17 protein-coding genes are annotated in these 25,748 nt (G+C 72.0%); 6 read left to right on the plus strand and 11 right to left on the minus strand.

What is annotated here, in order from left to right; genetic code table 11:
• Nucleotides 1-32 precede the first annotated feature (32 nt).
• Nucleotides 33-1,850 carry a type VII secretion protein EccE gene (eccE, locus tag ACTWM8_RS02230; protein ID WP_446212330.1) on the minus strand — a complete coding sequence of 606 codons (1,818 nt, stop codon included), beginning with the start codon at nt 1,848-1,850 and terminating at the stop codon, nt 33-35.
• Between the two features lie 265 nt (nt 1,851-2,115).
• Between eccE and ACTWM8_RS02235 the strand changes: the two genes are divergently transcribed.
• Nucleotides 2,116-2,433 carry a WXG100 family type VII secretion target gene (locus tag ACTWM8_RS02235; RefSeq protein WP_088959256.1) on the plus strand — a complete coding sequence of 106 codons (318 nt, stop codon included), beginning with the start codon at nt 2,116-2,118 and terminating at the stop codon, nt 2,431-2,433.
• A 26-nt stretch (nt 2,434-2,459) separates the two neighbouring features.
• Nucleotides 2,460-2,753 (plus strand): WXG100 family type VII secretion target, encoded by a 294-nt coding sequence (locus ACTWM8_RS02240; protein ID WP_088959255.1) that lies wholly within the window; start codon nt 2,460-2,462, stop codon nt 2,751-2,753.
• A 67-nt stretch (nt 2,754-2,820) separates the two neighbouring features.
• Here the strand turns inward: ACTWM8_RS02240 and mycP are convergent, their stop codons facing one another.
• Nucleotides 2,821-4,044 carry a type VII secretion-associated serine protease mycosin gene (gene mycP, locus ACTWM8_RS02245; protein WP_446212331.1) on the minus strand — a complete coding sequence of 408 codons (1,224 nt, stop codon included), beginning with the start codon at nt 4,042-4,044 and terminating at the stop codon, nt 2,821-2,823.
• A 141-nt stretch (nt 4,045-4,185) separates the two neighbouring features.
• On the opposite strand from mycP, the gene ACTWM8_RS02250 reads away from it, so the two are divergent.
• Both ACTWM8_RS02250 and ACTWM8_RS02255 read left to right on the plus strand, forming a co-directional pair.
• Nucleotides 4,186-7,512 (plus strand): SseB family protein, encoded by a 3,327-nt coding sequence (locus ACTWM8_RS02250; protein ID WP_446212332.1) that lies wholly within the window; start codon nt 4,186-4,188, stop codon nt 7,510-7,512.
• Nucleotides 7,509-7,874, plus strand: coding sequence for a hypothetical protein (locus ACTWM8_RS02255; RefSeq protein WP_446212333.1), 366 nt, complete (start codon nt 7,509-7,511; stop codon nt 7,872-7,874). The genes ACTWM8_RS02250 and ACTWM8_RS02255 overlap by 4 nt, the downstream gene beginning before the upstream one ends.
• Nucleotides 7,875-7,890: 16 nt before the next feature.
• Here the strand turns inward: ACTWM8_RS02255 and ACTWM8_RS02260 are convergent, their stop codons facing one another.
• The 6 genes from ACTWM8_RS02260 to acs form a co-directional block, all read right to left on the minus strand.
• On the minus strand, nt 7,891-8,823 hold the full coding sequence (locus ACTWM8_RS02260; RefSeq protein WP_446212334.1) for an alpha/beta fold hydrolase: 933 nt from the start codon (nt 8,821-8,823) through the stop codon (nt 7,891-7,893).
• 74 nt (nt 8,824-8,897) lie between these two features.
• Complete coding sequence (locus tag ACTWM8_RS02265) at nt 8,898-9,311, minus strand: hypothetical protein (RefSeq protein ID WP_446212335.1); 414 nt, start codon at nt 9,309-9,311, stop codon at nt 8,898-8,900.
• Between the two features lie 217 nt (nt 9,312-9,528).
• Nucleotides 9,529-11,916, minus strand: coding sequence for an immune inhibitor A domain-containing protein (locus tag ACTWM8_RS02270; protein WP_446214441.1), 2,388 nt, complete (start codon nt 11,914-11,916; stop codon nt 9,529-9,531).
• Between the two features lie 320 nt (nt 11,917-12,236).
• Nucleotides 12,237-14,540, minus strand: coding sequence for an immune inhibitor A domain-containing protein (locus ACTWM8_RS02275; RefSeq protein WP_446212336.1), 2,304 nt, complete (start codon nt 14,538-14,540; stop codon nt 12,237-12,239).
• Between the two features lie 371 nt (nt 14,541-14,911).
• Nucleotides 14,912-17,704 (minus strand): immune inhibitor A domain-containing protein, encoded by a 2,793-nt coding sequence (locus tag ACTWM8_RS02280; protein ID WP_446212337.1) that lies wholly within the window; start codon nt 17,702-17,704, stop codon nt 14,912-14,914.
• Nucleotides 17,705-17,974: 270 nt separating this feature from the next.
• The gene (gene acs / locus ACTWM8_RS02285; protein WP_446212338.1) at nt 17,975-19,939 is read right to left on the minus strand and encodes an acetate--CoA ligase; all 1,965 of its coding nucleotides are present in this window, start codon (nt 19,937-19,939) and stop codon (nt 17,975-17,977) included.
• Nucleotides 19,940-20,386: 447 nt separating this feature from the next.
• On the opposite strand from acs, the gene ACTWM8_RS02290 reads away from it, so the two are divergent.
• Nucleotides 20,387-21,133, plus strand: coding sequence for an oxidoreductase (locus tag ACTWM8_RS02290; RefSeq protein ID WP_446212339.1), 747 nt, complete (start codon nt 20,387-20,389; stop codon nt 21,131-21,133).
• Between the two features lie 130 nt (nt 21,134-21,263).
• On the opposite strand, the gene ACTWM8_RS02295 is transcribed toward ACTWM8_RS02290, so the two are convergent.
• The 3 genes from ACTWM8_RS02295 to ACTWM8_RS02305 form a co-directional block, all read right to left on the minus strand.
• Nucleotides 21,264-22,067, minus strand: coding sequence for an HAD family hydrolase (locus ACTWM8_RS02295; protein WP_446212340.1), 804 nt, complete (start codon nt 22,065-22,067; stop codon nt 21,264-21,266).
• A 618-nt stretch (nt 22,068-22,685) separates the two neighbouring features.
• Complete coding sequence (locus tag ACTWM8_RS02300) at nt 22,686-23,261, minus strand: DinB family protein (protein WP_446212341.1); 576 nt, start codon at nt 23,259-23,261, stop codon at nt 22,686-22,688.
• 445 nt (nt 23,262-23,706) lie between these two features.
• Nucleotides 23,707-24,888: a low temperature requirement protein A gene (locus ACTWM8_RS02305; RefSeq protein WP_446212342.1), complete on the minus strand. Its 1,182-nt coding sequence runs from the start codon at nt 24,886-24,888 to the stop codon at nt 23,707-23,709.
• Nucleotides 24,889-25,089: 201 nt separating this feature from the next.
• Here ACTWM8_RS02305 and ACTWM8_RS02310 point away from each other — a divergent pair, with 201 nt between their 5' ends.
• Nucleotides 25,090-25,581: a hypothetical protein gene (locus tag ACTWM8_RS02310; protein ID WP_446212343.1), complete on the plus strand. Its 492-nt coding sequence runs from the start codon at nt 25,090-25,092 to the stop codon at nt 25,579-25,581.
• Nucleotides 25,582-25,748 lie beyond the last annotated feature (167 nt).

Genomic DNA, 25,748 nt, shown 5'->3' on the forward strand with positions numbered 1-25,748 from the left:
TCCACGCGGGGAACCCTCCGCGTCCCCCGGCTTCAACGGCGGGCCGGCCGGCCGATCAGCTGCGACTCGATCGGGGTGGGCGAGAGCAGCGCCCAGCGCAGCGCCCGGCGGTTGACCACCGCCACCATGTCGTCCCGGATCCGGGTCAGCCACTCTGCCGACCCGCCGAGCCCGAGCGCCGCGCCGGCCAGCACCGCCTCCCGCTGGTCCAGCGGTTGCAGCACCGCCAGGTCGGCCCGGCCCAGGGTGTCCGCGTCGGCCGCGGTCAGCTCGTCCCGGACCACCAGGGTCGCCTGCCAGGCGGGCCCCGGCCCGGGGTCGTCGGCCGTCGCGCCCGCGTCGACCACCAGCAGCAGGGGACACAGCGGTGAACCCGGCGCCCCGCCCAGCGGGCGGCCCGGCGGGAGGACCGCGATGCCACCCCCGGTGCCGCCGACGCCGCGCACGAAGGGTTCCCAGGCCCGGGGCCGGCCGGTGCGTACCGCCACCCGGGCGCCGAGCGCCATCGCCCGCAGCACCAGCAACTGCGCCGCGCGGACCCCGCCGACGAGCACCAGCCGGGTGCCCTCGGCGCGGAACAGTCGGACGGTCACCGCGCCGCCGTGCCGGTTGGCGCCGACCATCAGCCCGGCGTCGCCGAGGGACAGCTCCAGCGGCTCCGGGTCCGGGCCGGGCGCCGCCGGGCCGGCGGCCACCGCCAGCGGCAGCGTGGCGGCCAGGGCGGCGAGCTGCGCACCGTCGAGCCGGCGTACCTCGCCCCCGGCGTCGGCGACGAGCCGGTGCAGCGCCTGGCCGGCCAGGGCCAGCTCGGCGGGCGTCCGGGCGGTGAGGCGTACCGTCAGCTCGGCCGGCACCGGCGCGGCGTCGGCGGCGGTGCGCGGACCGGCGCAGAGCGACACGCTGGTCGCCGTGGCGGGCAACGCCAGCAGCCGGGGCACCAGCCGCCGGCCCAGCTCGGTGCCCGGGTCGGGCCAGCGGGCCAGCCGGAAGCCGGCCTGGAGCAGGTCGGCGGAGCGCACCGCGGGCCAGGTCTCCCGGGTCGGCCGGCCACCGTCGTGGTGGGCCAGTTCCCCGAGTACGCGCAGCGCCGCGTGCTCGCCGAGCGGTCGGGCGCCGACCGGTGCGAGCCGGCGGACCAGCCGGCGTACGGTGCCGGAGAGGGCCCGGCGCAGCTCCTCGTCCGACCAACCGTCCACCCGCAGCGCCCGGACGGCGAGCAGCGCCCGCTCCTGGCCCGGCAGCCGCCCCTCGGTCAACTGCCGGTACGACGTCCCCGCCGTCCCGCCCGCCGCGCCGGGTGCCGGGGCCGGTGCGGCGTGCAGCAGGAGTTGCACCCGCAGCGGCGGGTGCTCGGTCGTGGCGGGCGGCAGCAGCGCGGCCGGGCCGGGCAGCGCGCGTGGGCCGTCGCCGAGCAGGTCGCCGGGATCGCCCAGCTCGATCAGGGCGGTCAGCCCGGCGGCGTCGTCGACCACGGCGGCGGGCCCGCCGGCCAGCTCCACCGACCGCACCACGGCGCCGGGGAGCACCAGGTCCAGCAGTCCAGCCGGACCGGCGGCCGGGGCGAGCAGCCGCCGGCGGGTGGCGTACCCGACGCCGGTGCCGAGCCACTCGAACAGCCACCGGCCGCGCCAGCGCACCCAGGCCGTGGCGAGCAGCAGCCCGGCGGCGAGCAGGGCGAGCGCGAGCACCGCCACGCCCCGACCGAGGGCCGCGACCGGCAGCGCCAGCGCGACCTGCGCGGCCACCACCTGACCGGCGCGGACGGCGGTCGACCGCCGGGCGGGGACCGCGTTCCACTGTGGCGGGAGGGGCTGGCGGTGGGCCGGCCGTGCCGTCGTGCTCGCCGTCACCGCGTCTCCTCCGCTCGACGTGTCGGACCGCCAGGCCGCCGCCGGACCACCGGTGCGCACCGTACCGCGACGGCGACGTGACCCATGGTAAGGGGAGTCGCCGGCGGCGGTTGTCCACAGGGGAGGGCGAGGGGGTAGCACAACGGCGATCGGGCCGCTACCGTCAGCGACGAGTTCGGCTGACCGTCGCCGCCGTGGCCCCCGCCCCGAGGCGTCCATGGATCGTCCGACGGCAGCCACGATGGAGAGACGAGGTGACGTCCGGGTGGCCCAGACCCAGGCAGAAGCCGCGGTGATGCAGCAGACCGCCGCGAAGTTCGAGCAGGTGGACCAGTCGCTGCAGAGCATGCTCAGCGGCCTGATGGCCGAGCTGGAGGTGTTGCAGCAGGCCTGGCGCGGCGCCGGTGGCCGCTCGTTCGAGCAGGTCAAGCAGCAGTGGTCGCAGGACCAGGCGGCGTTGCAGCGCGCCCTGCGGGAGACCGCGTCGGCGATCCGCACCGCCGGCCGGCAGTACGACGTCTCCGACGACGAGGCGGCCAGCCGGGTCTCCGGCACCAACCGCGGCATCCAGCTGCCGCTGTAACCACACCCCAGGGGGAGGAGCATCCGATGGACCACGGTGTCCTGGTCGTCAACTTCGCCGCGCTGCAACAGGCCAGCGCGGACATCCAGAAGGCGTTGAACACGCTCGACTCGCAGCTCGGCCAGCTGGAGCGCGACGCCGCCCCGCTGGTGGCGAGCTGGGCCGGCGAGGCGCAGCAGGCGTACGAGCAGCGGCAGGCGCGGTGGCGGTCCGCCTCGCAGGACCTGCAGGCCATGCTGCGCGACATCAAGCTCGCGGTGGACGACTCCGCCACCGACTACCTCGACACGGAGAAGAAGAACGTCGGCCTGTTCCAGTGAGCCCGGCCGCACGGCGGCGCCCGACGACCCCGTGGGCGCCGCCGTCGACGTGCCGGCGACCGGTGGGTCAGGCCGGTCCGGCCGGGCGCCAGCCCCGCCCGGAGCCGCGCGGCAGCACCAGGGTCAGCAGCACGGCCGCCGCCACGGCCGCGCCGGTGACCCCGGCGACCAGCAGGGCCCGGTCCCGCGCCGCCGCGCGTCGCACCCGCTGGGCCAGCAGCGCCGGATCGGGCCGGTCCGCCGGCAGGGCCGCCGCCCCGCGTGCCCCCGCCGTCGCGGCCGCCCCGGTCTCGGTGACCGCCCGGTACGGGTTCAGCACGCCCGCGCCGTACCCGCCCCGACCGTCGCCCGGCGCCGGGTCGGCGCTGCCGACGATCCGCCGCGCCACCTCCGTCGCGCTCAGCTCGGGCCGGTACTGCCGGACCAGCGCCGCGGTGGCGGCCACGAAGGGCGTGGCGTAGCTGGTGCCCTCGGCCCGGTGGTGCCCCTGCTCCGGCGCGGCCATCAGCACGTCGCTGCCGGGCGCCACCAGGTCGACGTAGGAGCCCGCCTGGGAGAAGGCGGCGCGGGTGCCGTCCGGGGAGATGGCACCCACCCCGAGCACCCCCTCGTACGAGGCCGGGTACGGGCGGGGGTCGCCGCTGTCGTGCAGGTTGCCGGCGGCGGCCACCACCACCACGTCCCGGCGCACCGCGTAGCTCACCGCCTCCCGGACGGCCGGGTTGTCGGCGTACAGCACGACGGAGAGGTTCAGCACGTCGGCGTCGTGGTCCACCGCCCACCGGATGGCCCGGGCGAAGTCCGCCGCGCCGACCGTGCGCCCCGACTCCCGCCCCTCCACCACCTGCTGCTCGCTCACCCGTACCGGCAGGATCCGGGCGCGCGGTGCCAGCCCGTGGAAGGCGACACCGTCGACGGACGCGGCCGCGATGATGCTGGCCACCCCGGTGCCGTGACCGGCGCAGTCACGGGTGCCGTCGCCGCCCGGGTCGAGGAAGTCCGCGCCGTCGAGCACCCGGCCGCGCAGTTGCGGGTGCCGCCGGTCGACCCCCGAGTCGATCACCGCGACGGTCACTCCCGCGCCGGTGGCCAGCGGGATCAGCCGTTCCGGGGCGTACCGGCGCTGGGCCCACGGGACGCCGGTGACCGAGCGGGCCGGGGCGAGCGGGGCGGAGCAGGCCGGCGCGGCGGCCCGGGCGGGGGTGGCCGACGACACGGCGAGCGCCGGCAGGCCGGTCAGCAGGACCGCCGCCAGGCCGGCGAAGGTCGGCCGCGCGCTGGGCCGGTACATCGACCGCCTCCGTATCGTGTCGACTCCGGAACGCGATGTTATCGCCTCGCGACCGCACGCGGTCAGCCCATTGTGATCTTGTTCGTACCTTGTAGGTTGTACGCGATGCCTATGGCCTGTTAGCGGGAGGGAGAGGTGGCCGTGACCGACTGGGAGCCGGCTACCGAGGCCGAGACGGCGATGCGCGACGCGCTGCAGGCCAACAACCAGGAACTTTACTTCCGCATCCTGGCCGGCACCGAGCTGCTCCTGCCGGTCTCCGCGCAGGCCCTCGCCGGCGAGGCGCCGCTGGGCTGGGGCACCTGGACCACGGGTGGCCGCACGCACGTGCTGGCCTTCACCTCCACCGCCGCGCTGCGCGCCTGCCTCGGTGCCACGGCCGGTCCCAGCCGCCGTGCCTCGTACGCCGACCTCGCCGCGACCTGGCCCAATCACGAGTGGTGGCTGGCCGTCAACCCGGGGCTGCCGATCGAGGGCTACCTGCCGGCGTGGTTCGTCTCCCAGCTCTCCCGTGGCGACGTCCGCCTGCCCGGTCGCACCATGGGCGCCCGTGCCCGCCTGGAGCGCGTGGAGTCGGTGACCCGCGGGCAACTCGACACCACCGGCCCCGCCCCGGCGACCGAGGCGCGGGACCCCGCCCCGGACGCGCGGTCGCAGCCGCGCCCGGTGGCGCCACCGGCCCCCACGCCCGCCATCGGCGCGGGTCCGGACGCCTCGGCCACCCGCCCCGGCGGGCCGGCCCCGGCGCGGGTGCCGCACCCCGCCCGCCCCTCGGCCGCGCCGTACCGCCCGGAACCGGACCGGCCGCGCCCGTCGGGTACGGACCCGGTGGTGCCGGCCGCCGCGTCGTACCCGGAGGTGCCGGCGGCCGCGTCGTACCCGGACGTCGTGCCGGCCGCCGGGGGGACGCGCCCGGGCGGCGAGCCTCGACCACCGGCGGACCCGGCCAACGGCCGGCCGGCCGCAGCGTCACCGTCCGATCCCGACGGGGTGCCTCGGCCGCCCGTCGCGCCTTGGACCTCGCCCCGGCGTCGGCTCCTCGGGGAGGGGCTGGGCGCCCGTCTCGCCGGGGACGGCGGGCCGCCCAACGGCCGCAGCTCGTTCTTCGAGCCGGCCTCCGAACGCGGTGCCTCGACCCGCGCGTCGCGGGACCCGCTGCGTACCGGTGAGCGGGCCGCGCCGCCGCCGCGGCCCGGGCTCGGTGGCCAGGCCTTCCCCCGACGCCGCCCGGCGACCGCGCGGCCGGGGGAGGAACCGACCAGGGCGTTCCAGTTCGACCGGCCCGACGGACAGGCGCCGCCGCCCGCGCCGGCGGACCGACGGCCGGACCCGCTGGCGGAGGAGTCCACCCGGGCGTTCCGGGTGCCGGCGCCGGACGCCGAGGCGACCCAGGCGCTGCCGCGACGGCACCCCGCGCCCGCGGCGCCCGCCGAGGAGCAGACCCAGCGCCTTCCCGACCCGTCCGCGCGGCCCACGCCCCCGCCGGTCGAGGAGCTGCCGGTGTCGATCGCCGAGCCGGTCTCCGGGCCGCCGGCGCCGCGTCGCGGCTTCTCGCCCATCGTCATCGAGGGCACCGTCATCGAGTCCCGGGACCTGCCCGTCGCCCCGGCGCCGGACCGGATCCCGCCGGCCACCGCCGGCCTGGACAACAGCGCCAGCATGAACGGCTCCGCCGGCGGCGGGCAGTTCGCCGCCTCCGGCGCGGCGGGAACGACCTTCCCCCGCCCGGCCTTCGCCGCCCCGTCCGCCGACGACCTCACCGAGCCGATCTCCCCCGCCCCCGGGCAGCGCACCGAACCGGTCTTCCCGGCTGCCGAGCAGCGCACCTCGCCGCTCTTCCCGGCTCCCGAGCAGCGGACGGAACCGGCTGCCGAGCAGCGCACCGGGCCGGTCTTCCCGGCTCCTGAGCAGCGGACGGAGCCGATCGCTCCGGTGCCGGACGGCGGGTCCGCGGCGCAGGCCGCTCCGGACGACGAGGAACCCACCGAGCCGCTCGCCCTGGTTTCCGACGACCGCACGGAGTCGCTCTTCGCGGCCCCGACCGCGCCCGTTTCGCCGGCTTTCGATGGCCGGCCCGAGGGCACGCCGCCCGCCACCGCGCCCGTATCGCCGGCCTTTGGTGGCCGGCCCGAGGGTGCGCCGTTCGCCACCGCACCCGTATCGCCGGCCGCTGGTGGCCGGGCCGAGGCGACAGCGCCGTCTCCCGCCGCCTCCGTCTCGCCGGCCTTCGGCGGGCGGCCCGAGGCGACGGTGCCCTCTCCCGCCGCGCCCGTCTCGCCGGCGTTCGGCGGCCAGCCGGCGGCGACCGTGCCCGTACCCACCCCGCCCGTCGCCCCGGCCTTCGGCGGCGCGCCGCAGGGGACTCCGGTGGCCGAGGCCGAGGCCGCGCCCGCCGGGCCGATCCTGGCCGGCCCTTCCGTCACCGAGCCCACCGCGCCGGGCGAGGCGGCTCCATCGTCCGGCGGTGCCGGCAGCGTCACTCCGGCTCAGGCGGCCGAGGCGTTCCAGCCCGCCAACTCGGTCGAGGAGGACCTGCTGGACGCGGCAGGCTCCGGCAGCACCGACACCTTCCTCTCCACGCTGCTCCTGGCCCGGGTGCTCCTGCCGGTGGCACCGGACTCGGCGCCCGGCAGCCGTCCGGGTGATCCCGGTTTCGTGTGGCGTACGGAGGAACTCGACGGCGAGACGTACGTGGTGGTGCACACCTCGCCGGAGCGGCTGGCCGACCACCGCCCGGAGCCGGTGGAGACCGTCGAGGTCCGGTTCGTGCAGCTGATCCGGCGCTGGCCGGACGAGGTGTGGTCCTTCGCGGTCAACCCCGGCAGCCCGATCGGGGCGAAACTGCCCGGCGAGCAGATCGTCGGGCTGGCCAACTGGGCAGCCGAGGTGGGGCTCGGTGACGAGGCCGAGACCGAGCCGGAGGCGGTCACGGTCGAGGAACCGGCCGAGCGGCCCCGGTACGCCCCGCAGGTCGCCGACCCGACCCGGCCGGTGACCATGCAGAAGGCGGTGGCCCCGAGCCAGCTCGCCTACTACCTGGAGCGCGGGTACGACCGGGTCTCCGGTTTCGTGCACCGGGCCAACGAGCTGGCGCACCTCAACACCCCGGCGCAGTTGCACGACGCGCTCGGTCTCGGCTACCCGGGCTCGCCGTTCGCGCGCGACGCCGATCGGATCTACGTGCTGCGCTGGCCCGCGTACCGGCCGAGCCTCTACCGGATCCCGTACGGCGGGCAGAACGAGGCCGCCATGCGGGCGATGGAGGGCTGGGTCATCGAGCGCCCGCCGTTCCGGGGCAACGGCTTCGCCCCGGGCGACAGCACCGAGGTGGTGGCCGAGTTCAAGGTGGACAGCGCCCGGCTGCCGCACGGCGCGCAGCTGTGGCGGATCGGCGCGGACGGCACCGAGCGGGTGGTCGCCCTGCTCGACACCGACGCGCTGCTCTGGCGACAGGTGGGTGAGCCGTGATGCGCGATGGTTACGTGGCCCGGTGGCGCGGGCGGGAGTACCAGGCCAGCCCGGACGGCGACGACGTCCGCATCTACCAGCCCGAACCGGGGGACGGCTTCGAGGAGGTACGCCCCGGCCGGCACGTCCGGGTGGTCCCGGCGGGTGAGGTCGAGGACCTGGCGTACGTGCGCACCACCTGCACCTGGCAGGGGCAGCCGTTCGTGGTGCTCGGCGAGCACGACGGCTGGCTGCGGGTGGAGTACACCGGCGGGCGCTGGCCGGTGGCGCAGGCGATGAGCCTGGAGGTCTTCGACTTCGGGGTCTACCAGGGCTGGGCACCCGCCAGCGAGGTGGCCGACCTGCGCGAGCAGCGGGTCTGACCCGCCGCCCGCCCGGTCACGACTTCGACCAGCGGAGGATCTCGCCGAGCACCGTCTCCGGGGCCTCGACGTGCGGGAAGTGCCCGACCCCGTCGAGCAGCCGCCACTCGTATTCGGCGGTGACGTACCGGCCGGAGCCCTGGGCGGTACGCGGCAACGAGGCGGTGTCCAGCGCCCCGTGCAGTTGCAGGGTCGGGGTCACCAGCGGCTTCTGCATGAGCCGGACGAACCGGTAGCCGTGCAGCCGCAGCACCGACCGGAACGCCCAGCGGTAGCCCTCCAGCGCGCAGAACGCGGCCTGCGGGATCTGGATCGCCTCCCGGCAGCACTGCGCGTACGTGTCGAACTCCGGCCCCCGGGTCCACTGCGGGCCGCCCCAGCGGCGCAGCATCTCCTCGACGGCGGCTCCGCCGTCCCGGGTCAGCAGGTGCTCGTAGCGGGGCAGCTGGAACTTCAGGGTGGGCGTGGAGGCGGCGAACTGGCCGCGCGGGTCGGCGAAGATGGCAGCTCGCAGGCGCAGCGGGTGCGGCGCGCCGAGCACCACCAGCCGGCGGACCAGGGTGGGGTGGAACGAGGCCGCCGTCCAGGCGATCAGGCCGCCCGCGCCGGTGCCGACCACGGTCGCGGAGCGCTCGCCCAGCGCCCGGATCAGCCCGGCGACGTCGGCGGCGAGGGTGTAGCCGTCGTACCCCCGGGGTGGCTTGTCGCTGGCGCCGTAGCCGCGCAGGTCGACGGCGACCGCCCGGAAGCCGGCGTCGGCGACCGCCGGCAGCACCTGGTGCCAGGCCCACCAGTACTCGGGAAAGCCGTGCAGGAACAGCACCATCGGGCCGGCGCCGGCCTCGACGACGTGGAACCGGCTGCCGTTCGCGCCGACGAACCGGTGCGTCCACGGCCCCTCGGTCAGGACGCAGGACTCGTCGACGGGTCCGCCACGCTGCTCGGTCATGTGCCACAGCCTATGACCCCGCTGCCGATCGACCGTCCCGCCGACCCCGGAGGTGGCCGGGACCTCGGATCCGGTCAGCCGACCGGGCTGATTCTCACGATGCTCGCGGCGTCGCCCGGCCCGCAGTCGTGCGCCGGATCGGCCGGCCCGATGGTGACCAGCACGGTGGTGCCGACGACGAAGCTGCCCATTCCGGGGCCGTGCAGCGCGTACTGCCGGCCGTCGTCGGTAACCAGCCCGTAGCAGGGGCCGGAGCCGCCCCGGTTGATCCGGCCGGCGACCACGTTGGTCGGCCGGTCGTCGGTGGGCTTCTTCGGCAGGCCGGTCGCTGGTCCCAGGGTCGGCAGGTCGGTGGCGGAGAGCGGGGTGGGCCGGTCGGCCGGCGGTACCGGGGTGCCGGACGGCGCGACGGCGGGCCGGGTCGGCGGCGGGGACGCGGCCGCGCCCGAGGCGGGCGGGGTGTCGGGCGTGGTCGGGTCGTCGGACACGGGGCCTCCGTTCCCGGCACAGCCGGCGAGTGGGCCGAGCAGCGCGAGCGCGAGGGCGGCCGGCAGGACGGCGGTACGTGGTGTCACGTCACTGGGACGTGCCGGGCGCCACTCCGGTTCCCTCTGGTGGTCGCCGCGCTCGCCCCACCAGCGCTCGGAAAGGGCGATGCCCGGGCAGGTGACCTGCCCGGGCATCGGTGGAGCGCTGATCAGTGGATCAGGAGAAGCGGACCTTCAGCGAGGTGCCGTCCTGCTCCAGGACCCGGATCTTGGTGCCGGTGGCCGGAAGCTTGACGCCGTGGTTCGGCAGCTCCGCGTACCAGTACTTCTGGGTGTCGTCGAACAGCGGCTGCGCGTCCTGACCCCGGATGTAGGAGGGCTGGCTGTTGATGTGCAGCGTGAACGAGTCGGCCTTCTTCAGGCTGAACGGCGCGTCGTAGACCTGGACGCGGGCCCGCCAGGCGTTACCGGTCAGGTTGTAGATCGGTCGCGGGTGCGCGTCGATGATCATGTTACGACCCTCGCCCGGGTGGACGAAGGTGTCGTTGTCCGCCCACCGGAGGTTCCAGTAGGAGATCAGCAGACCCGTCTGGTACGCGTAGTGGTCCACGTAGTCCGGGCGGGTGTTCGCGTAGCCGAAGAAGTACGGGCCGGTCTTGAGGTACTGGTCGTACGAGACGTACGACCGGTTGCCGGCGATGTAGTAGTTGTCGAACTTGCGCTTGTAGGTCTCCTCCACCACGCTGAACCCGTTCAGGGTCCAGCCGGCGGCGCCCGCCTCCGCACCGTCGCTGAGCACGGTCTGCCCGTCGGCGGTGACGGTGATCGCGTCACCGTAGAAGCCACCCGAGGAGACACCACCGTCGGTCTGGTAGCGCAGCCGGAACTGCACGACCTTGCCCGCCAGGGCGTTCATCGGGATGTTGACGTCGACCCACTTGTCGTCGCTGGAGCCGTCCAGGGCGAAGCGCCCGGGCGAGATCTCCTTGAGGGCCTTGCCGTTGGCAGTACCCGGCAGCGTCGCCCAGGTCTGGCCGTTGTCGGTGGACGCCTCGAAGAAGAGGTAGTCGAAGTCCTCTTCGATGTTGTAGCGACCCTTCATCGACAGCGCGGCGCTGGTCTTCCCGGTGAGGTCGATGGTCCGCGTCATCGTGGTGTTCAGGTCGTCGTCGTTGCCCGAGAAGAACTGCTTGGTGCCCTCGAACGGCTTGCCGTTCTGGAAGGTGTACTCCCGCTGCGGCAGCACCACCACGGCGCCCTGGGCCTTCGCGGAGTTGTACTCCTGCGGCCCGAGTTCCAGGGTGCGCTTCTGGCCGGCCACGATCACCTCGTAGTCGAGCCAGCCGAGCTGGAGCTTGTTCCAGGCGCCGAGGTCGCCGCCCCGCTCGCCGATGCCACCGTCGTTCTTGGCGCTGAGCCGGCTCTGGGCCATCAGGGTCCAGTGCTCGTTGTTGTTGTCCCCACCACTGGTGACGTTGTAGTCGTCCGGCAGGCCGAGGTCGTGGCCGTACTCGTGGTAGAAGACGCTGCGGCCGCCGTTCTCCGGCTGGATCGTGTAGTCACCGATCCACACCCCGGTGTTGCCGATCTGGGTACCGCCGGCCGGGAAGTTATCCGGGCCGGTGTTGCCCTGGTCGGACGTGTAGGCGTACCAGCGGTGGCTCCAGATGGCGTCCTCACCCTGGTGCGGGTCACCGTCGGCCTGGTCGCCGCCGGAGTGGACGATCTGGAAGTGGTCGATGTAGCCGTCCGACTCGTTGAAGTCGCCGTCCTGGTCGAAGTCGTAGCGGTCCCACTGGTCCATCGCCTTGACGTCGGCGGCGATCTCCGCGTCGGAGCGCCCCTGCGCCTTCTGGTCGGCGACCCACTGGTTCGCGGCGTCCCGGACGAGGGCCCAGGTGTTGGTGCAGACGTTCGAGGCGCACGGGTAGCCGTCGGAACGGCCGTACCGGGCCTCGTTGTACCTGACCTTGACCCAGTTGGTGACCTCGCCCTCGACGCTGTAGCGACCCGAGGACTGGGCCTCGTAGTACTGCTTCAGCGACTCGTCGCCCTGACCCGTTCCGAAATAGAGCTTGCGGAAGTGGTCAGCGCTGTAGTCGGCCTGCCAGACGGTGGAGTTGTCCACCGCCCGGTTGGGGGCCGGGATCTGGTTGTGCAGCGGCCCGTCGAACCGGGTCGGGCCCGCGGTGTCCGGGTCGGTGTCCTGGTCCGGGTAGTTCGGGTGCCGCTCGTCGCCGAACTCCGCCAGGATCACGAAGATCTTGTCGGTCCGCTCCCTGGAGAGCTCGACATACTGGTCCTGCGTCAGGCTGGCAGCCGTGGCCGTGCGGGCGGTCGGCCCCTCGGCCTGGGTCTTGCCGACCTTGACGACCGTGCTGCCGTTGATCTTCTGCGCCTTGGCCTTGCCGGAAAGGACCTCGCTCAGGCCCTCCTGGCGCAGCGCCCGCCGCTTGTTCTCCAGCGGGTTGGGCAGATCGTGGTCGACCTGGGCAGGCTCGGCGACCGACGGGGCGGCCGCCGGCAGTTTCGGCGTCGGCGCGGCGCTGGCGGACGTGCCCGCCACCAGTCCTGTCGCCGTCAGCGAAAGCCCGAGCAGACCCACTGCGACTTTGCGCACGTGGTACCTCCGGTGTGAGGGAACCGGCCCAACGGGGGTACGGGCCGGTGAAGTCGTCCCACTAGTGGGACTGATGGTGAAGATAGACACTCCTGCGACGCGTGGGAAGACAGACGCGTCGATTTGTTGCAAGTTTTTGTTGGGAATGCTTTTCACCGTCACACCCGTGCGGTTCATCAATGCGTTGAGCAGGGTGGATCCGCGAGCGGTGGATCATAGTGACATATTTCGATCAGATTGCGGCGGGTGCAAAAGCAGTGGGGCCGGTGGCGTCACCGCCACCGGCCCCACTGTTAACACATTGGTCAGTTGCTGACCTTCACGACCATGTCGTCGGTCGGGTTGGTGCCCTGCTTCAGGATCTCAATCTTGGTGCCGGAGCCGGCGACCTTGACCGAGTTCCACGGGTTGCTGCTGTTCCAGTACTTGTTCGCCCCGCTGTCGGTGAAGAGCGGGTTCGGGTCGAGCGCCGGGACCGTGACCGCCACCCCGTTGCGGTGGAAGGTCTGGGCCGGCTTGGCGTACAGGCTGAACGTGGCGTCGTACCCGTTGCGCCGGTTGCTGAGCGTGCCCTGGCCGCCGACCTTGATCTGACCCGGGCGGACGTCCACCGGGAGGTTCAGGCCGTAGCCCGGGTGCTCCGAGGTGTTGTTGTCGCCGTACGCGTAGTTCACGTACCAGACCAGCATGCCCTGGTGGTTGGAGTAGCGCTCCACCCAGTTCGGGCGGTCGGCGAAGCCGTAGTTGTACCCACCGGTCCGCAGCGTGTCGTCGTACCCGAAGTAGGTGCGGTTCTCCGCGATGTAGAAGCGGGGGTACGTGTCGGTCACCGAGCCGGTCATCCGGGTGAAGCCCTTGGCCGTCCACGCGGCGTCCAGCGTCTCCGCGTCGTCGGTCCAGGCGGCGGAGCCGTTCTTGACCAGCGACACGTTGTCCAGGAACGCGCCGGCGAGGTGCACGCCGCCGTCGGTCTGGTAGCGGTAGCGGAACTGCACGGTCTGCCCGGCGTACGCGGACAGGTCGTAGGTCAGGTCGACCCAGTTGCCGCTGGTGGAGCCGTCGACGCCGGTCTCACCGGAGTCGATGAGCGAGTTGCTCAGCGAGGTCCAGCTGGCGCCACCGTTGGTGGACACCTCGGCGTAGAGGTAGTCGTAGTCCTCTTCGATGTCGTACCAGGCCTTCGCGGTGATCGACGCGGAGTTCGCACCGGTCAGGTCCAGCTGACGGGTCAGCGTGGTGTTCAGGTCGTCCGCGCTGCCGCCCCACCACTCGTTCGCACCCGCGAACGGGGTGTTGTACGAGGTGGTCTGGGTCTGCGCCGGCAGGTTGACCACGACCGCCTGGGCCTTCGGCCCGTCGCTGTCGCCGGCCGGCCCGAGCGTCACCTGGGTGCTGCCCTTGCCGTACTCGACGGTGGTGTGGTTCAGCCAGCCGAGGAACAGCTTCGACCACGGGTCCATGTACCCCGGGGTCGACCCGATGTCGTCGGTGCCGTGGCTCAGCCACGAACCGGAGGACATCAGGCTCCAGAAGCCGACGCCGTTGTCGCCGCCGGCGGTGTCGTACAGGTCCGGCAGACCGAGGTCGTGGCCGTACTCGTGGGCGAACACGCCCAGACCGCCGTTCTCCGGCTCCGTGGTGTAGTCCCGGATCCACAGCCCGGTGTCACCGATCTGCACGCCACCGGAGAGGTTGCCCGCCGGACCCGCGGAACCCGCGAGGTTCGGGAAGGCGGCCCACCGGTGCGACCAGATGGCGTCCTCGCCCTCGGCGCCGCCGCCGGCCTCTTCGCCCTCACCGGCGTGCACCGCCTGGAAGTGGTCGATGTAGCCGTCGGCCTCGTTGAAGTTGCCGTCGCCGTCGAAGTCGTACCGGTCCCAGATGTCGAACTGGGCCAGGTACTCCTTGATCTGGGCCTGGGTCTTGCCCGCCGCCACCTGGGCGTTGTACCAGGAGGTGGCGGAGTCCCTGACGAAGTTCCAGTACCCGTCGGCCTCGGAGATGGCGTTGCTGCCGTACCGGGCCTCGTTGTAGGGAACGGTGACCCAGTCGCTCACGTCGCCGTTGACCGTGTAGCGGCCCCCGGACTGCTTGAGGTAGAAGTCCCGGAACGACTCGCCCTCACCGTAGAACATGTCCATGTAGTGGGCCCGGTTGAAGTCGGACCGCCACATGGTGCTGTTGTCGTCGGTGGAGCTGCCGTCCCAGTTCCGGTCCGGCTCGGGGATCTGGTTGACCTTGGGGCCGGCGGCTCCGCCGGTCCGCGGGTCGGTCTTGTCGCCGAAGTTGACCAGCATCGTGAAGATGGGGTCGGTCTTCGGGGCCTGCTGGTACTCGACGAACAGGTCGTCCTTGACCTGGATGACCTTGGAGCCGTTGCGCGTCTGCAGCTTGGCCTTGCCCTGGAGCAGATCGGCGATGGCCTGCTTGCGCACCTCCCGCTGCTGATCCGCCTTCGGATCCGGGAGGCTGTCCTTGCCGTGCTTCGCCTTGTCGGCACCCGGGGCGGGCTCCGCCGCCGGGGCGGCGGAGGCCGGGGCCGTGACGACGCCGGCCGCCAGCAGCGCGGCCGCGGCCGAAGCCAGGCCCGCCGTGACTCGTCTCCTCAAAGGTCCTCCTCCTTTGTGGAACTGTTACATGACGGGGACAACCAAAGCCGTCTCTGTCATGTCATGCGTCACTCACCATGACAGAGGTTTGAACAGTTGTCACGGGGCAATTACGCCGAGGAGCCCCCATCATTCCGGCCCAAATCGGCACCAATCGGCCCGCAAATCAACTGTCAACTTACGTTACGGTTCGGCCACGATCACTTAGAGTGATGGCGATTATGGAGGCCCCAACGTGGAGCGCTGGTGCTCGCGAAAATGTCACACCGATTGCCGAGAAATGTGTGCGGGCGTAAGAGGGCGGGGCCCGTCCGGAGCAGTGTGCTCCGAACGGGCCCCGCCGTGTGTCCGATACGACGAATCGGGACGGATCAGTTCGTTGCCGGCGTCACGTAGACGGTGGCGTACGAGTTGTCCTTCGCGGTCCGCTTGATGGTGATCGTGACGCCGTAGCTGACGCCCTGGTCACCCGGGTTGCCGGTGCCCAGCACGATCGCTCCGCCGCCCAGGGTGGCGCCGTAGTACGCCGGCGCCGGGGTGCCGTCCGGGTTCGTCACCCGGGTGGTGTACTTCGCGTTGTCCTTCGACGGAATGACCACCGAGGCGTCGTTGTCCCGGGCGAATGCCGCGCCGTTGCGGATCTCGATGCCCGGGTACCAGCCCTTGGCGTCGGTGAAGGCCGACACCGGGGCCTGGGCCCCGAAGCTGGTGCAGTACTCGCTGTAGAACTCGTCGGTCGCCTCCAGGCACTCCGTGAAGGGGTACGTCGGCGTCAGCGAGAAGGCCGCGTTGGCCGACTGCGGCCGGCTGGGCAGGTTGTCCAGCGCCGACGGGTCCTTGACGGCGGCCTCGCCCTGCCGGCGGTGCGGGTCGAAGTGCGAGTCCACGATCAGCAGGCCGCCCTTGGCGCCGTAGCTCGGCAGCGCGGTCAGCTGCGCGGTGACGTGGTTGACGTCGCCCAGCACCGTGTCCCGGTACCAGACCAGCATGCCCGGCGCGTTGTACGCGATCCGGTCGACCTTCCACGCCTCGTGCGAGTACACGGTGTCGTAGGCGTACTTCAGGCCCTTGTCGAAGCCGTCGAAGTTGCGCCACTCGGCCAGGTAGTAGTGCGCCTTGGTCTGGCTGCCGGCGTCGATGCGCCAGCCCGGGCCGGTGGTGTCGGTGAAGGTGCCGCCGGTCTGGGTCCAGCCGTTGGCGCCGCTCTCGACGTCGTCGCTCCACGTCGTCGCGCCGCCGCCGGTGACCGAAAAGTCGTCGGCGAACCAGCCCCGCTCGACGAAGGCCTCGTCGGTGGCCTGCCGCAACCGCAGCTGGACGGTCTGCCCGGCGTACGCCGACAGGTCGACGTAGTCGTGCCGCCAGCCGTGGCTGTCACCGGTCAGGCCGTACTTCTTGTTGCCGAAGTCGACCATGCGGCCGTTCGGGTCGGCGTAGCCGTCCGGGGTGGTCACCACCTTGCCGGTGGCGTCGTAGACCTTCTGCTCCGACCAGGTGGCCCCACCGTCGGTGGAGACCTCGACGAAGCCGAAGTCCCAGTCCGCCTCGATGACGTAGTTGTTCCACATCCAGAACTTGGCGTCGGCGGCCGCCGGCACGCTCACCTGGCGGGTGAGCTTGATGTCCGCCCAGTCCTGGTCGGCGCCGGTGTACCACATGTTGGCGCCGCTGTGCGGCTGCGCCAGCGTGATCACCTTGTTCGGCAGGTTGATCTTGATGCCGTCCTTGGTGCCGACCGGCGTCCGCGAGGTCTGGCCGAGCTGCACGTCCTTCGGGTCCGAGCCGGGCGTGAAGTTCAGCGGGTCGGCCCAGCCGAGCACCCACTTGTCCCACAGGCCCATGTGGCTCGGCAGCGCCTGGAAGATCTCGCCGTTGTGCGAGCCCGAGGCCATCAGGTCCCAGAAGTCGATGTCCGAGTCGGCGTTGCCCGACGTGTCGTAGAGGTCCGGCAGACCGAGGTCGTGACCGAACTCGTGGGCGAAGACGCCGACGCCGGCGTCCTCCGGCTGCACGATGTAGTTCGACACCTTGAGCTGGGTGCCGGGGATGGTGTAGCCGCCCGCCACCGACGAGGAGTGCGCCCAGACGGCGTACACGCCCTGGTCGCCGCCGCCGCGGGACTTGCCCTGGCCGGCGTGCACCAGCGTCAGGTGGTCGATCACGCCGTCCGGCTCGAAGACGTTGCCGTCACCGTCCCGGTCGGCCTGGTCCTCGATGTCGTAGTCGGCCCACGGGAAGCTCGGGTCCTTCGCCGCCAGCGCGTCGATCGCGTCGGTGGCGAGCCGGCCCGCGCCCTGCGGGTTGTCCGGGTGGCCGTTCATCGACTGCTGGCGCCCGGCGACCCAGTTGCCGTTCTCGTCCTGGAAGCAGCGCGAGGCCGCGTACCAGCCCTCGGAGTGCGGCACGGTGATCCACGGGCTGGCCTGCCCGTCCACCGTGTACGCACCCTTGGACATCTCCAGGTACATGTTGCGCATGGTGCGCCCGGCGATGTCGATGCCCGGCTTGCCGTCCGGCCCGGTCAGATCCTTGCGGACCCGCTCGGTGATGCCCTCCTTGGTGTAGAGCATCTTGTCGAAGTGCTCCGGCGAGAAGTCCGGCACCCACATCGAGTTGTTGTCCTCGTGCGGCAGGGTCCCCGGGTCCGGGATGCCGTTGTGCTTCGGTCCGTTCTGCGTGGTGCCGAGGACGCAGCTCCGGTCCTCGAAGACCGTCTTGGGGACCATCACGTCGGTGAAGTCGTCGTTGGCCTGGTCGTTGAATTCGACCAGCAGGGTCAGCAGCTTGGCGGTCTGGGTGCCCTTGGCCTGCTTGATCTGACGCGGGTTCTGCCCGGTCTTGATCGCCTTGGCCTCGAGCTTGGCCAGCTGCCGCGCGGTGACCGGGTTGCCCCCGGCGTACTTGCGGTCGTAGGTCCGGGCCTCGTCCGCGGCCGGGGTGTAGATCCCGTCCTTGCCCTTGACCTCCTTGCCGCTGCTGTCCGGCTGGACCTCCGGCTCGGCGTAGTTGATGTAGAACTCGTCCGCCCCGATGGTGGCCCTGGCGGGACCGGACGTCTGAGCCGCCGCAGTCCCCGTCACGGTCAGTGACGTGGCCGCGAGGGCGATGGCGGGCAGCGCGACGAGTAGGCGTCGACGCGACCCGGATTGCGGGGATGTGTTCATGCCGCTCCAATTCTCGGGCATGGGGAGGGAGGAGTCGGCCGGCGCACTGCATCGATGTGATGCTCATCGAACCGACCTGACCTGCGTGAAACTAAATCAGAAAGACAATGAACGACAGTGGTGGGCGTCTCCTGTGGCCGTTCAGCTTCTCTTGCCTCATCCGACCGACCGATGTGACGCCGGCGGCACGCCCCGTGCCGTACCCGTCAGAAAACGACGGTGGGTGACGGCCCGCGCGGACCGTCACCCACCGATTTGGTACGCCTGCCGTCAGTCCTCGTCGGACTTGCCGCCGCTCATCCCCGAGGAGATCAACTCCATCACCGAGGAGTCCTGGAGCGTGGTGACGTCGCCCAGCGAACGGTGCTCCGCCACGTCCCGCAGCAGCCGGCGCATGATCTTGCCGGAGCGGGTCTTCGGCAGCTCCGGCACCAGCATGATCTGCCGGGGCTTGGCGATCGGCCCGAGCGTCTTCGCCACGTGGTTGCGCAGCTCCGTGATGAGCTTCTCGCCCGCCTCGCCCGCGGTGTCCGTCGAGCCGCGCGGGATGGCGAACGCGACGATCGCCTGGCCGGTGGTCGGGTCGGTGGCGCCGACGACCGCCGCCTCGGCGACCGAGGGGTGCGACACCAGTGCCGACTCCACCTCCGTGGTGGAGATGTTGTGCCCGGACACCAGCATCACGTCGTCGACCCGGCCGAGCAGCCAGATGTGCCCGTCGTCGTCCTTCTTCGCCCCGTCACCGGCGAAGTACATGCCCTCGAACCGGCTCCAGTACGTCTCGATGAACCGGTTGTCGTCGCCCCAGATGGTGCGCAGCATCGACGGCCACGGCTCGCGCAGCACCAGGTAACCGCCGCCGCCGTTCGGCACCGATTTGCCCTGGTCGTCCACCACGTCGGCGCTGATGCCCGGCAGCGGGGTCATCGCGGAGCCCGGCTTGGCCGCGGTCACGCCGGGCAGCGGCGAGATCATGATCGAGCCGGTCTCGGTCTGCCACCAGGTGTCCACGATGGGCAGCTCACCCCGGCCGACGTGCTGCCTGTACCACATCCAGGCCTCGGGGTTGATCGGCTCGCCGACGCTGCCGAGCAGGCGCAGCGAGGACAGCTCGAAGCCGGCCGGGATGTCCTCGCCCCACTTCATCATGGTGCGGATCAGCGTCGGCGCGGTGTAGAGGATGGTGACCCGGTACTTGTCGACGATCTCCCAGAACCGGCCCTTGTGCGGGGTGTCCGGGGTGCCCTCGTACATCACCTGGGTGGCGCCGTTGGCCAGCGGGCCGTACACGATGTAGGAGTGCCCGGTGACCCAGCCGATGTCGGCGGTGCACCAGTAGACGTCCGCCTCCGGCTTCAGGTCGAACACCGCGTGCGCCGTCCAGGCCGTCTGGGTCAGGTAGCCGCCGGTGGTGTGCAGGATGCCCTTCGGCCGGGCGGTGGTGCCGCTGGTGTAGAGGATGAACAGCGGGTGCTCGGCGTCGAACGCCTCCGCCGTGTGCTCGGCCGGCGCGGTCTCCACCGTCTCGTGCCACCAGTGATCCTTCGCGGACCAGGCGACGTCCTCGCCGGTGCGGCGGACCACCAGCACGTGCTCGATCGACGGGCAGTTCGCCACCGCCTCGTCCACCGTCGGCTTCAGCGCCGAGGGCTTGCCCCGCCGGTAGCCGCCGTCGGCGGTGATCACCACCTTGGCACTGGCGTCCTGGATCCGGTTGGTCAGCGCGTCGGCCGAGAAGCCGCCGAAGACCACGCTGTGCGTCGCGCCGATCCGGGCGCAGGCCAGCATCGCGACCGCGGCCTCCGGGATCATCGGCAGGTAGATCGCCACCCGGTCGCCGGCGGTCACGCCCAGCTCGGTCAGCGCGTTCGCCGCCTGGCAGGTCAGCTTGTGCAGGTCCGCGTAGGTGAGGGTGCGGGTGTCACCCGGCTCGCCCTCCCAGTGGATCGCCACCTTGTCGCCGCGACCGGCCTCGACGTGCCGGTCCAGGCAGTTGTACGCCACGTTGAGCCGGCCGCCGACGAACCACTTCGCGAAGGGCGGGTTCGACCAGTCGAGCACCTGGTCCCACTGCTTCGCCCAGGCCAGCCGCCCGGCCTGGCGCTCCCAGAAGGCCAGCCGATCCTCGGCGGCCTCCGCGTACGCGTCGGCGGTGACGTTGGCCTCCGCGGCGAGTGCGGCCGGCGGCGGGAACTGGCGCGTCTCGTTCAGCAGGTTGGCCAATGCCTCGCTCATGCGGTGACTCCTTCGTCGGGTGACCTGCGTCTCCTACCCGGCTGAGGGTAGTCGTGGGCCCGGAAGGCCGCGACAACTCGTCCGGCCGGTACGCGCCGAGCGGCCCGCATCGCGCGCCCGGCGGCTTCCGCCGCCCGGAGCGCACGCGTCCCCGTCCTCGCCGGCCAGCCCCGCCGCCGCGCCGGTTGCGGCGTGTCGCGGTGTCCGGAGCGCTTGTCGCCGCGACATGCCGCCAACCCGTGTGGCTCACCTCGGGTCGGCCGGTGCCTGCCTGGTGCGGCGCGTTTGCGGCGTGTCGCGGTGTTGCGGGCGCTTGTCAGCGCGACATGCCGCCAAGCCGCGTCGACCGGGGGTGCAGTCGCAGTCGCCCGGCGCGGGGCGGTGGCGCGGGTCGCGTTCCCGGCGGGTGGCGGCCGGCGGAGGCGGCCGGGTCGCTAGCGTGGCGGGGTGACCACGGACCCGCTCGCCCCGCTGCTCGCGCTCGCCGACATCGCCCCCGCCGTCGAGCGGGCCCGCGAGCGGGTCGACGAGGCGATGCGGCACCGCGCGCTGCGCCGGCACGGCGGTCAGGTCGCGGCCGAGGTCAGCCTTCGGTCCGCGGTGGCCAGCGCCGCCCTGGAGGGGTACGTCCACGAGCGCGAGACGGTCCGCGCCGGCACGGTCACCGAGCCGGTGCTCCAGGGGGCGCTGCGGGTGGCCGGGGCGCTGCCCGGACTGACCGAGCTCTGGCCCAAGGCCCCCCGGCAGGCGCTCGCCAAGCTGCACGTGCTCGCCGCCCGCAACGTGGTGACCGAGGACGAACTGGGCCGTCCGGTGGCCGACCCGGTGGTCGGCGCGCGGCTGGACGGCCTCGCCGGGCTGGTCGCCGGGGGCACCAAGGTCCCCCCGCTGGTGCTGGCCGCCGTCGTGCACGGCGAGCTGCTGAACCTGCGCCCGTTCGCCGGCCCGTCCGGCGTGGTGGCCCGCGCCGCCGCCCGGCTGGTGCTGATGTCCCGCGGCGTCGACCCACGCGGGCTGGTCGCCGTCGACGTCGGGCACCGGGAGCGGGAGCCGGAGTACGTCGGCGCGGCCGGCGCCTTCGCCACCGGCACCCCGGACGGGTTGCGCTCCTGGCTGCGGCACTACATGTCCGCGGTCGAGGTGGGCGCCGACCAGCTCACCGTCATCGGCGACGAGATCCTCGCCGCCGCCTGATCCGTTCCGGACTGGGTGACCGCGTGCGGGCGGAGATTCTGTCGCCCCGGCAGGCGTCCTCGCCGCCTGTCTGCCCGCTCCGATCGGCGGTCCCTGCCGCCTCCCTGGCCGCTCGGGCCGGCGGGTGTGCTCAGGCGACCGGGGTGACCTTGGCGCGGCGGTGCCGGCCGTACCAGGCGATGCCGATGGCCACTCCCACGCCGACGCCGAGCGCCGCCGCGGCCACCGGCACGGCCGGGCGCTCGCGCAGTCGCCGGCCCAGCGGGATCGGGTGCCGGAACTCCAGCACCGGCCAGGCGTTCTCCACCGCGAGCTTGCGCAACGCCCGGTCGGGGTTGACCACGGTGGGGTGGCCGACGCACTCCAGCAACGGCCGGTCGCTGTACGAGTCGGAGTAGGCGTACGAGTCGGCCAGGTCGTAGCCCCGGGCGATGGCCAGCTCGCTGACCGCGTCGACCTTGCTCGGGCCGGCGGCGTAGAACTCCACCTCGCCGCTGTAGCGGCCGCCCTCGACCGTCATCCGGGTGGCGATCACGTCGGTCACGCCCAGCAGCTCACCGATGGGGCGGACCATCTCCTCGCCGGAGGCGGAGACCAGCACGACGTCCCGGCCGGCGGCCTGGTGCTCCTCGATGAGGGCGGCGGCCTCGGCGTACACGTAGGGGTTGATCAGCTCGTGCAGCGTCTCCGCGACGATCTGACGGACCTGTTCCACCTGCCAGCCCTTACAGAGCGTGGCGAGATAGTCCCTGGTCCGGGCCATGGTCTGCTCGTCGGTGCCGCCCAGCCGGAACATCAGCTGCGCGTACGCCGACTTGACGACGTCACGCCGAGTGATCAGCCCGTCCCGGTAGAACGGCCGACCGAACGCCAGGGCGCTCGACTTGGCGATGACGGTCTTGTCCAGATCGAAGAAAGCGGCACTTCGGCCCACGGCGCGAAAGTCTAGCCCGATGGTCTAAGGTCGGCGGGTGCCCGGGGTCACCAGCCCCTCCGACCTGCGGGCTAGCCGTTGCAACCCCTGCTCTACGTGACGGCAATCACACGCTGTGGTCACATTTTCGCCCTGAGTGGGGTCAACACCACTCGACGTGAACACTCTGCTCGGGCATGCTTGTCCTCACGACGAGTATTCATATCTCGGACAACTCGCAGGCCCTCGGCGGTTGCACCCCCCGTGACCGCTGAGTGGTTCGGCTCAACCCCCCCGGAGCCGAACCTCCCGACGACCCCCGTCTCCCCCCGACGGGGGTCGTCCCTATTCCGGGATAGTGCTCCGGAGCACGTCACAGGGGTCTCCCTCGTCGTCCAAGGCGCTCTCGGGCGGCGTTTCACGGGCCAGAGGCAGCAGAGAGGCAGCAGAGCTGTCCCGCTGCACCAGGTTGATCGGGTCGCCGTCGGTGACCAGCCAGGTGGCGTAGGCGTGGACAGCTCACCCGTGGCGGTTCGAGACTCGGCGAGACGCCGGCGGCTGGCGGGTGTGGGCAGCCGAGCTGCCACCGTGGTGCGGTGTGCACGTCCGGGCAGACGCCTGCCGTTGACCGCTACCGGCCTAGTGGCTGCGTTTGCTGGCGTCGAGGGCGGCCTGCTCCACTCGCTGGCGGTAGTCCAGCCACCATGACTCGTCGGCGGGGGGCAGGTTGTCGTTCCTGGGCAGCAGCCCGGCCGCGCCGTCGATGAGTTCCCGCACGATGTCAGCGTGGCCGGCGTGCCGTTGCGTGTCCGCGATGACGTGGACCAGGATGTGGTGCAACGTGACCGCTGCACCGCCCCACCACGGCACGCGGCCGACATCATCCAGTGCAAGGGCTTCAATGGTGGTGTCGGCGTGGGCGATCGCGCGATGGTACAAGTCGACAATCTCCTCGCGGGTCTCATCCGCGGTCGCCCACATGTCGGCATTGGGCTCCGCCACCTCGCCGACGTACGGCAGCTCCTGCTCGAACGGCCGGCCGAACACGACGCCGAAGTAGAGGATGTGCCCGACCGCCGAGTGTTTCACCAGACCGAGCAAGTTGGTGCCGGTCCGGGTCAGCGGGCGCCGAATATCGTATTCGCTGAGCCCGTCGAGCTTCCACAGCAGTGCGTCGCGGCCGCCCTTCAAGTAGCTGTGCAGGTCTGCCTTCATGGCGGCACTATGGCATCCGGTTCGGCGTCGGCGCTGCCCCGGATGATTGCAGAGCTCATGATCGCCAGGACGCGCCCCAACTACTGAGTCTGCCGACGGTTGGACTCCTGCCGGATCGCCTCCGTGAGATCCCGCCAGGTGCCAGCCGAGGTCTTCATCATCCGGGAGACCATCGAGCGGGCAGCGGGTTCGTCCGGCAAGTCGTACGAGCCTTCCTGCCCGTCGTCACCGCCCAGGCGGCCACGCACTCGCCACAGCCGACCATCGGAGAGCAGCCAAATATCCCGCCGGGCCATGCGACCCCACGACCCGTTCCACCAGCGTCCCCGTACCTCCACGGCGACAATCTAGTCGAACAGACGTACGAGCCGGCCGGCTGCCGGCGATGTCGGGTCTCGGGGCATCCGTGACAGAACAGTCTCGGGACGTGGGTGACACTTTCCGGCTAGCCGGGTGGTGAGGGCGGCTCGGGTGGGCGTCCGCGGGCGCGGGCTGCGTCGGATATGGCGATCCCGGTCAGGACGAGAGCAGCGGCGGCGGCGACCACGACTGGCGGCAGGGGGAGCATCGCCGGTGTCAGGGCGGCCAGCGCAAGGACGCCGATCGGTCGGGACCGGGACACGCGGCCGAATACCGCGTGCTCGAAGCGGGCGCGCCCGGCCAGGTACAGCGCGGGTCCGCCGAGGATGACGGCGATCCAGGCCGGGGGGGTGTGTCCGAGTGGATGGGCGATGACGAGTTCGTCGCCGACGGCGGCAACGACCACGCCGGCCACCATCACCAGGTGGGCGTATGACGCCGATCGGGCGAGGCGGAGCGGGTCGGCAGACGCGGCAATCGCTCCCGCCAGGACTTCCCCAGCGCGGTATATGTAGATCCGCCACAGCAGCACGGTGGCCGCGATCGACACTCCGAACGCGGCGGCCCGGTCAGGCGCGAAGCCGTTCCTGCTCAACCCCAGTCCCGTCACCAGGATCAGCTCGCCCAGCGCGATGATGAAGAACTGCCGGTAGCGCTCGGACAGGTGCTCGCCCGAGATCACAAGGTCTTGGCTGGGCGTACGACCCGCCCCCGGGGTGGGGAAGCCGATTCTGCCTGCCGTGTGGTCAAGGACCACCGCGAGTGCCCACAACGCGCCACGCGCCGTACTGTGCACGAGCGCCCCCGCGATCCACGGCAGCGCCGACAGGCCGTACCAGAACAGCCCCCGGAGGACGTGGCGCTGCAGCTCGTAGCCACGCAGCACGACCATGAGGACGAGCCCGCGGCCGAGCTGGACGGCGACGTACGCACCCGCGAAGATCAGGCCCGTGTCGCCAAATGCCTCGGGCACCGCGGCCGCCATCACCAGGCTGCCGACCATGGTCGCGATGACCAGCGCCTGGATTGCCGGTCGTTGCGGGTCCATCCGGTCGGTTAGCCACGCGGTGCTGGACCAGACCCACCACATGGCCCCCAACAGCACCAGGGTCCGGAAGGCACCGCTCCACCCGAGATCCTCGGCCAGGCCGCGCGAGAGCTGAGCGAGCGCGAGGACAAACACCAGGTCGAAGAAGAGTTCCAGGAACGTAGCCCGCTGTGGATTCCCGGGTCTCCGCAGCAGCTCGGCCGCCCTGCTCGTCGTCATCGGCTCGCCCGTTCTGCCAGCTTTGCCCCAGGCTTGAAGCATTCTGCCACTGCCACAGCGGTCGTGGCTGCGGACGTGCTGCCGTGGCCTGGATCGAGCGTGTAGCGGGGGGCAGTGACCCGATCGTGGGGGCGCCAGGGTGACCGGTCCCACGGCACACTGTCCGACGTGGGGACGCCAGCGCCGGTCACGGCTCACGACATGACGGTCGCACTGGACTACGGGCAGTTCACACTCTCCGGCACGTCGGAGGGCGACTCGGACCTGAGCATGCTCGGACGGGAGGCGCAGGTGGGCCCGCACATCGCCAGCGACGATCACACGGTGCTCGTTCTCGTGCCGCACCAGAACAACTTCGACATGGCGCTGCGGGTCGAGGTGTGGGCCGAACCGCCGCCCCGGGACTTCGGGCAGTGGGAAGAGATCTTCGAGTGCGCGCTGGAGGTCGACGGCGGAGAGCTGTCGTACGGCTCGCCGACGCTGGAGTGCCGGCGGTGCGAGGTGCCCGACGGGCGGTACGGGGTCCGCATCTGCGGGCGGGGCTTCGTGAACCGGGGCTGGCCCGGATCCACGAGACCCGGCGACGTCTGGCGGGTGCAGCTCTGGCCGACCAGGCGAAACCTGCCGGACCGGAGGATCCGGGCCTGGCGTCCGCCGGAGCCGGGGACCGGGCCTGTCCTGCCGATCGCGTAGGCCTGATGGCGCGAGCGCATCGGCAAGGCGGCTACGCAGCCGCCGAGGTGATTGCCCACGCCTCAGCACGAGCGGCCGATGTGCACGCCGTCCTTGATGCCTCCGTCGGGGCATGAGCCATTTCGGTGCCCCGATCGGCGGATACGAGCACGGTGAGCTGGCGCAGT

Source organism: Micromonospora sp. IBSANI012, assembly GCF_052814045.1.

Coding starts and splice junctions, on each gene's coding strand:
- ACTWM8_RS02240 (WP_088959255.1), top strand. CDS start 2,460: ATGGACCACGGTGTCCTGGTCGTCAACTTCGCCGCGCTGCAACAGGCC.
- mycP (WP_446212331.1), bottom strand. CDS start 4,044: ATGTACCGGCCCAGCGCGCGGCCGACCTTCGCCGGCCTGGCGGCGGTC.
- ACTWM8_RS02260 (WP_446212334.1), bottom strand. CDS start 8,823: ATGACCGAGCAGCGTGGCGGACCCGTCGACGAGTCCTGCGTCCTGACC.
- ACTWM8_RS02280 (WP_446212337.1), bottom strand. CDS start 17,704: ATGAACACATCCCCGCAATCCGGGTCGCGTCGACGCCTACTCGTCGCG.
- acs (WP_446212338.1), bottom strand. CDS start 19,939: ATGAGCGAGGCATTGGCCAACCTGCTGAACGAGACGCGCCAGTTCCCG.
- ACTWM8_RS02300 (WP_446212341.1), bottom strand. CDS start 23,261: ATGAAGGCAGACCTGCACAGCTACTTGAAGGGCGGCCGCGACGCACTG.
- ACTWM8_RS02305 (WP_446212342.1), bottom strand. CDS start 24,888: ATGACGACGAGCAGGGCGGCCGAGCTGCTGCGGAGACCCGGGAATCCA.
- ACTWM8_RS02310 (WP_446212343.1), top strand. CDS start 25,090: ATGACGGTCGCACTGGACTACGGGCAGTTCACACTCTCCGGCACGTCG.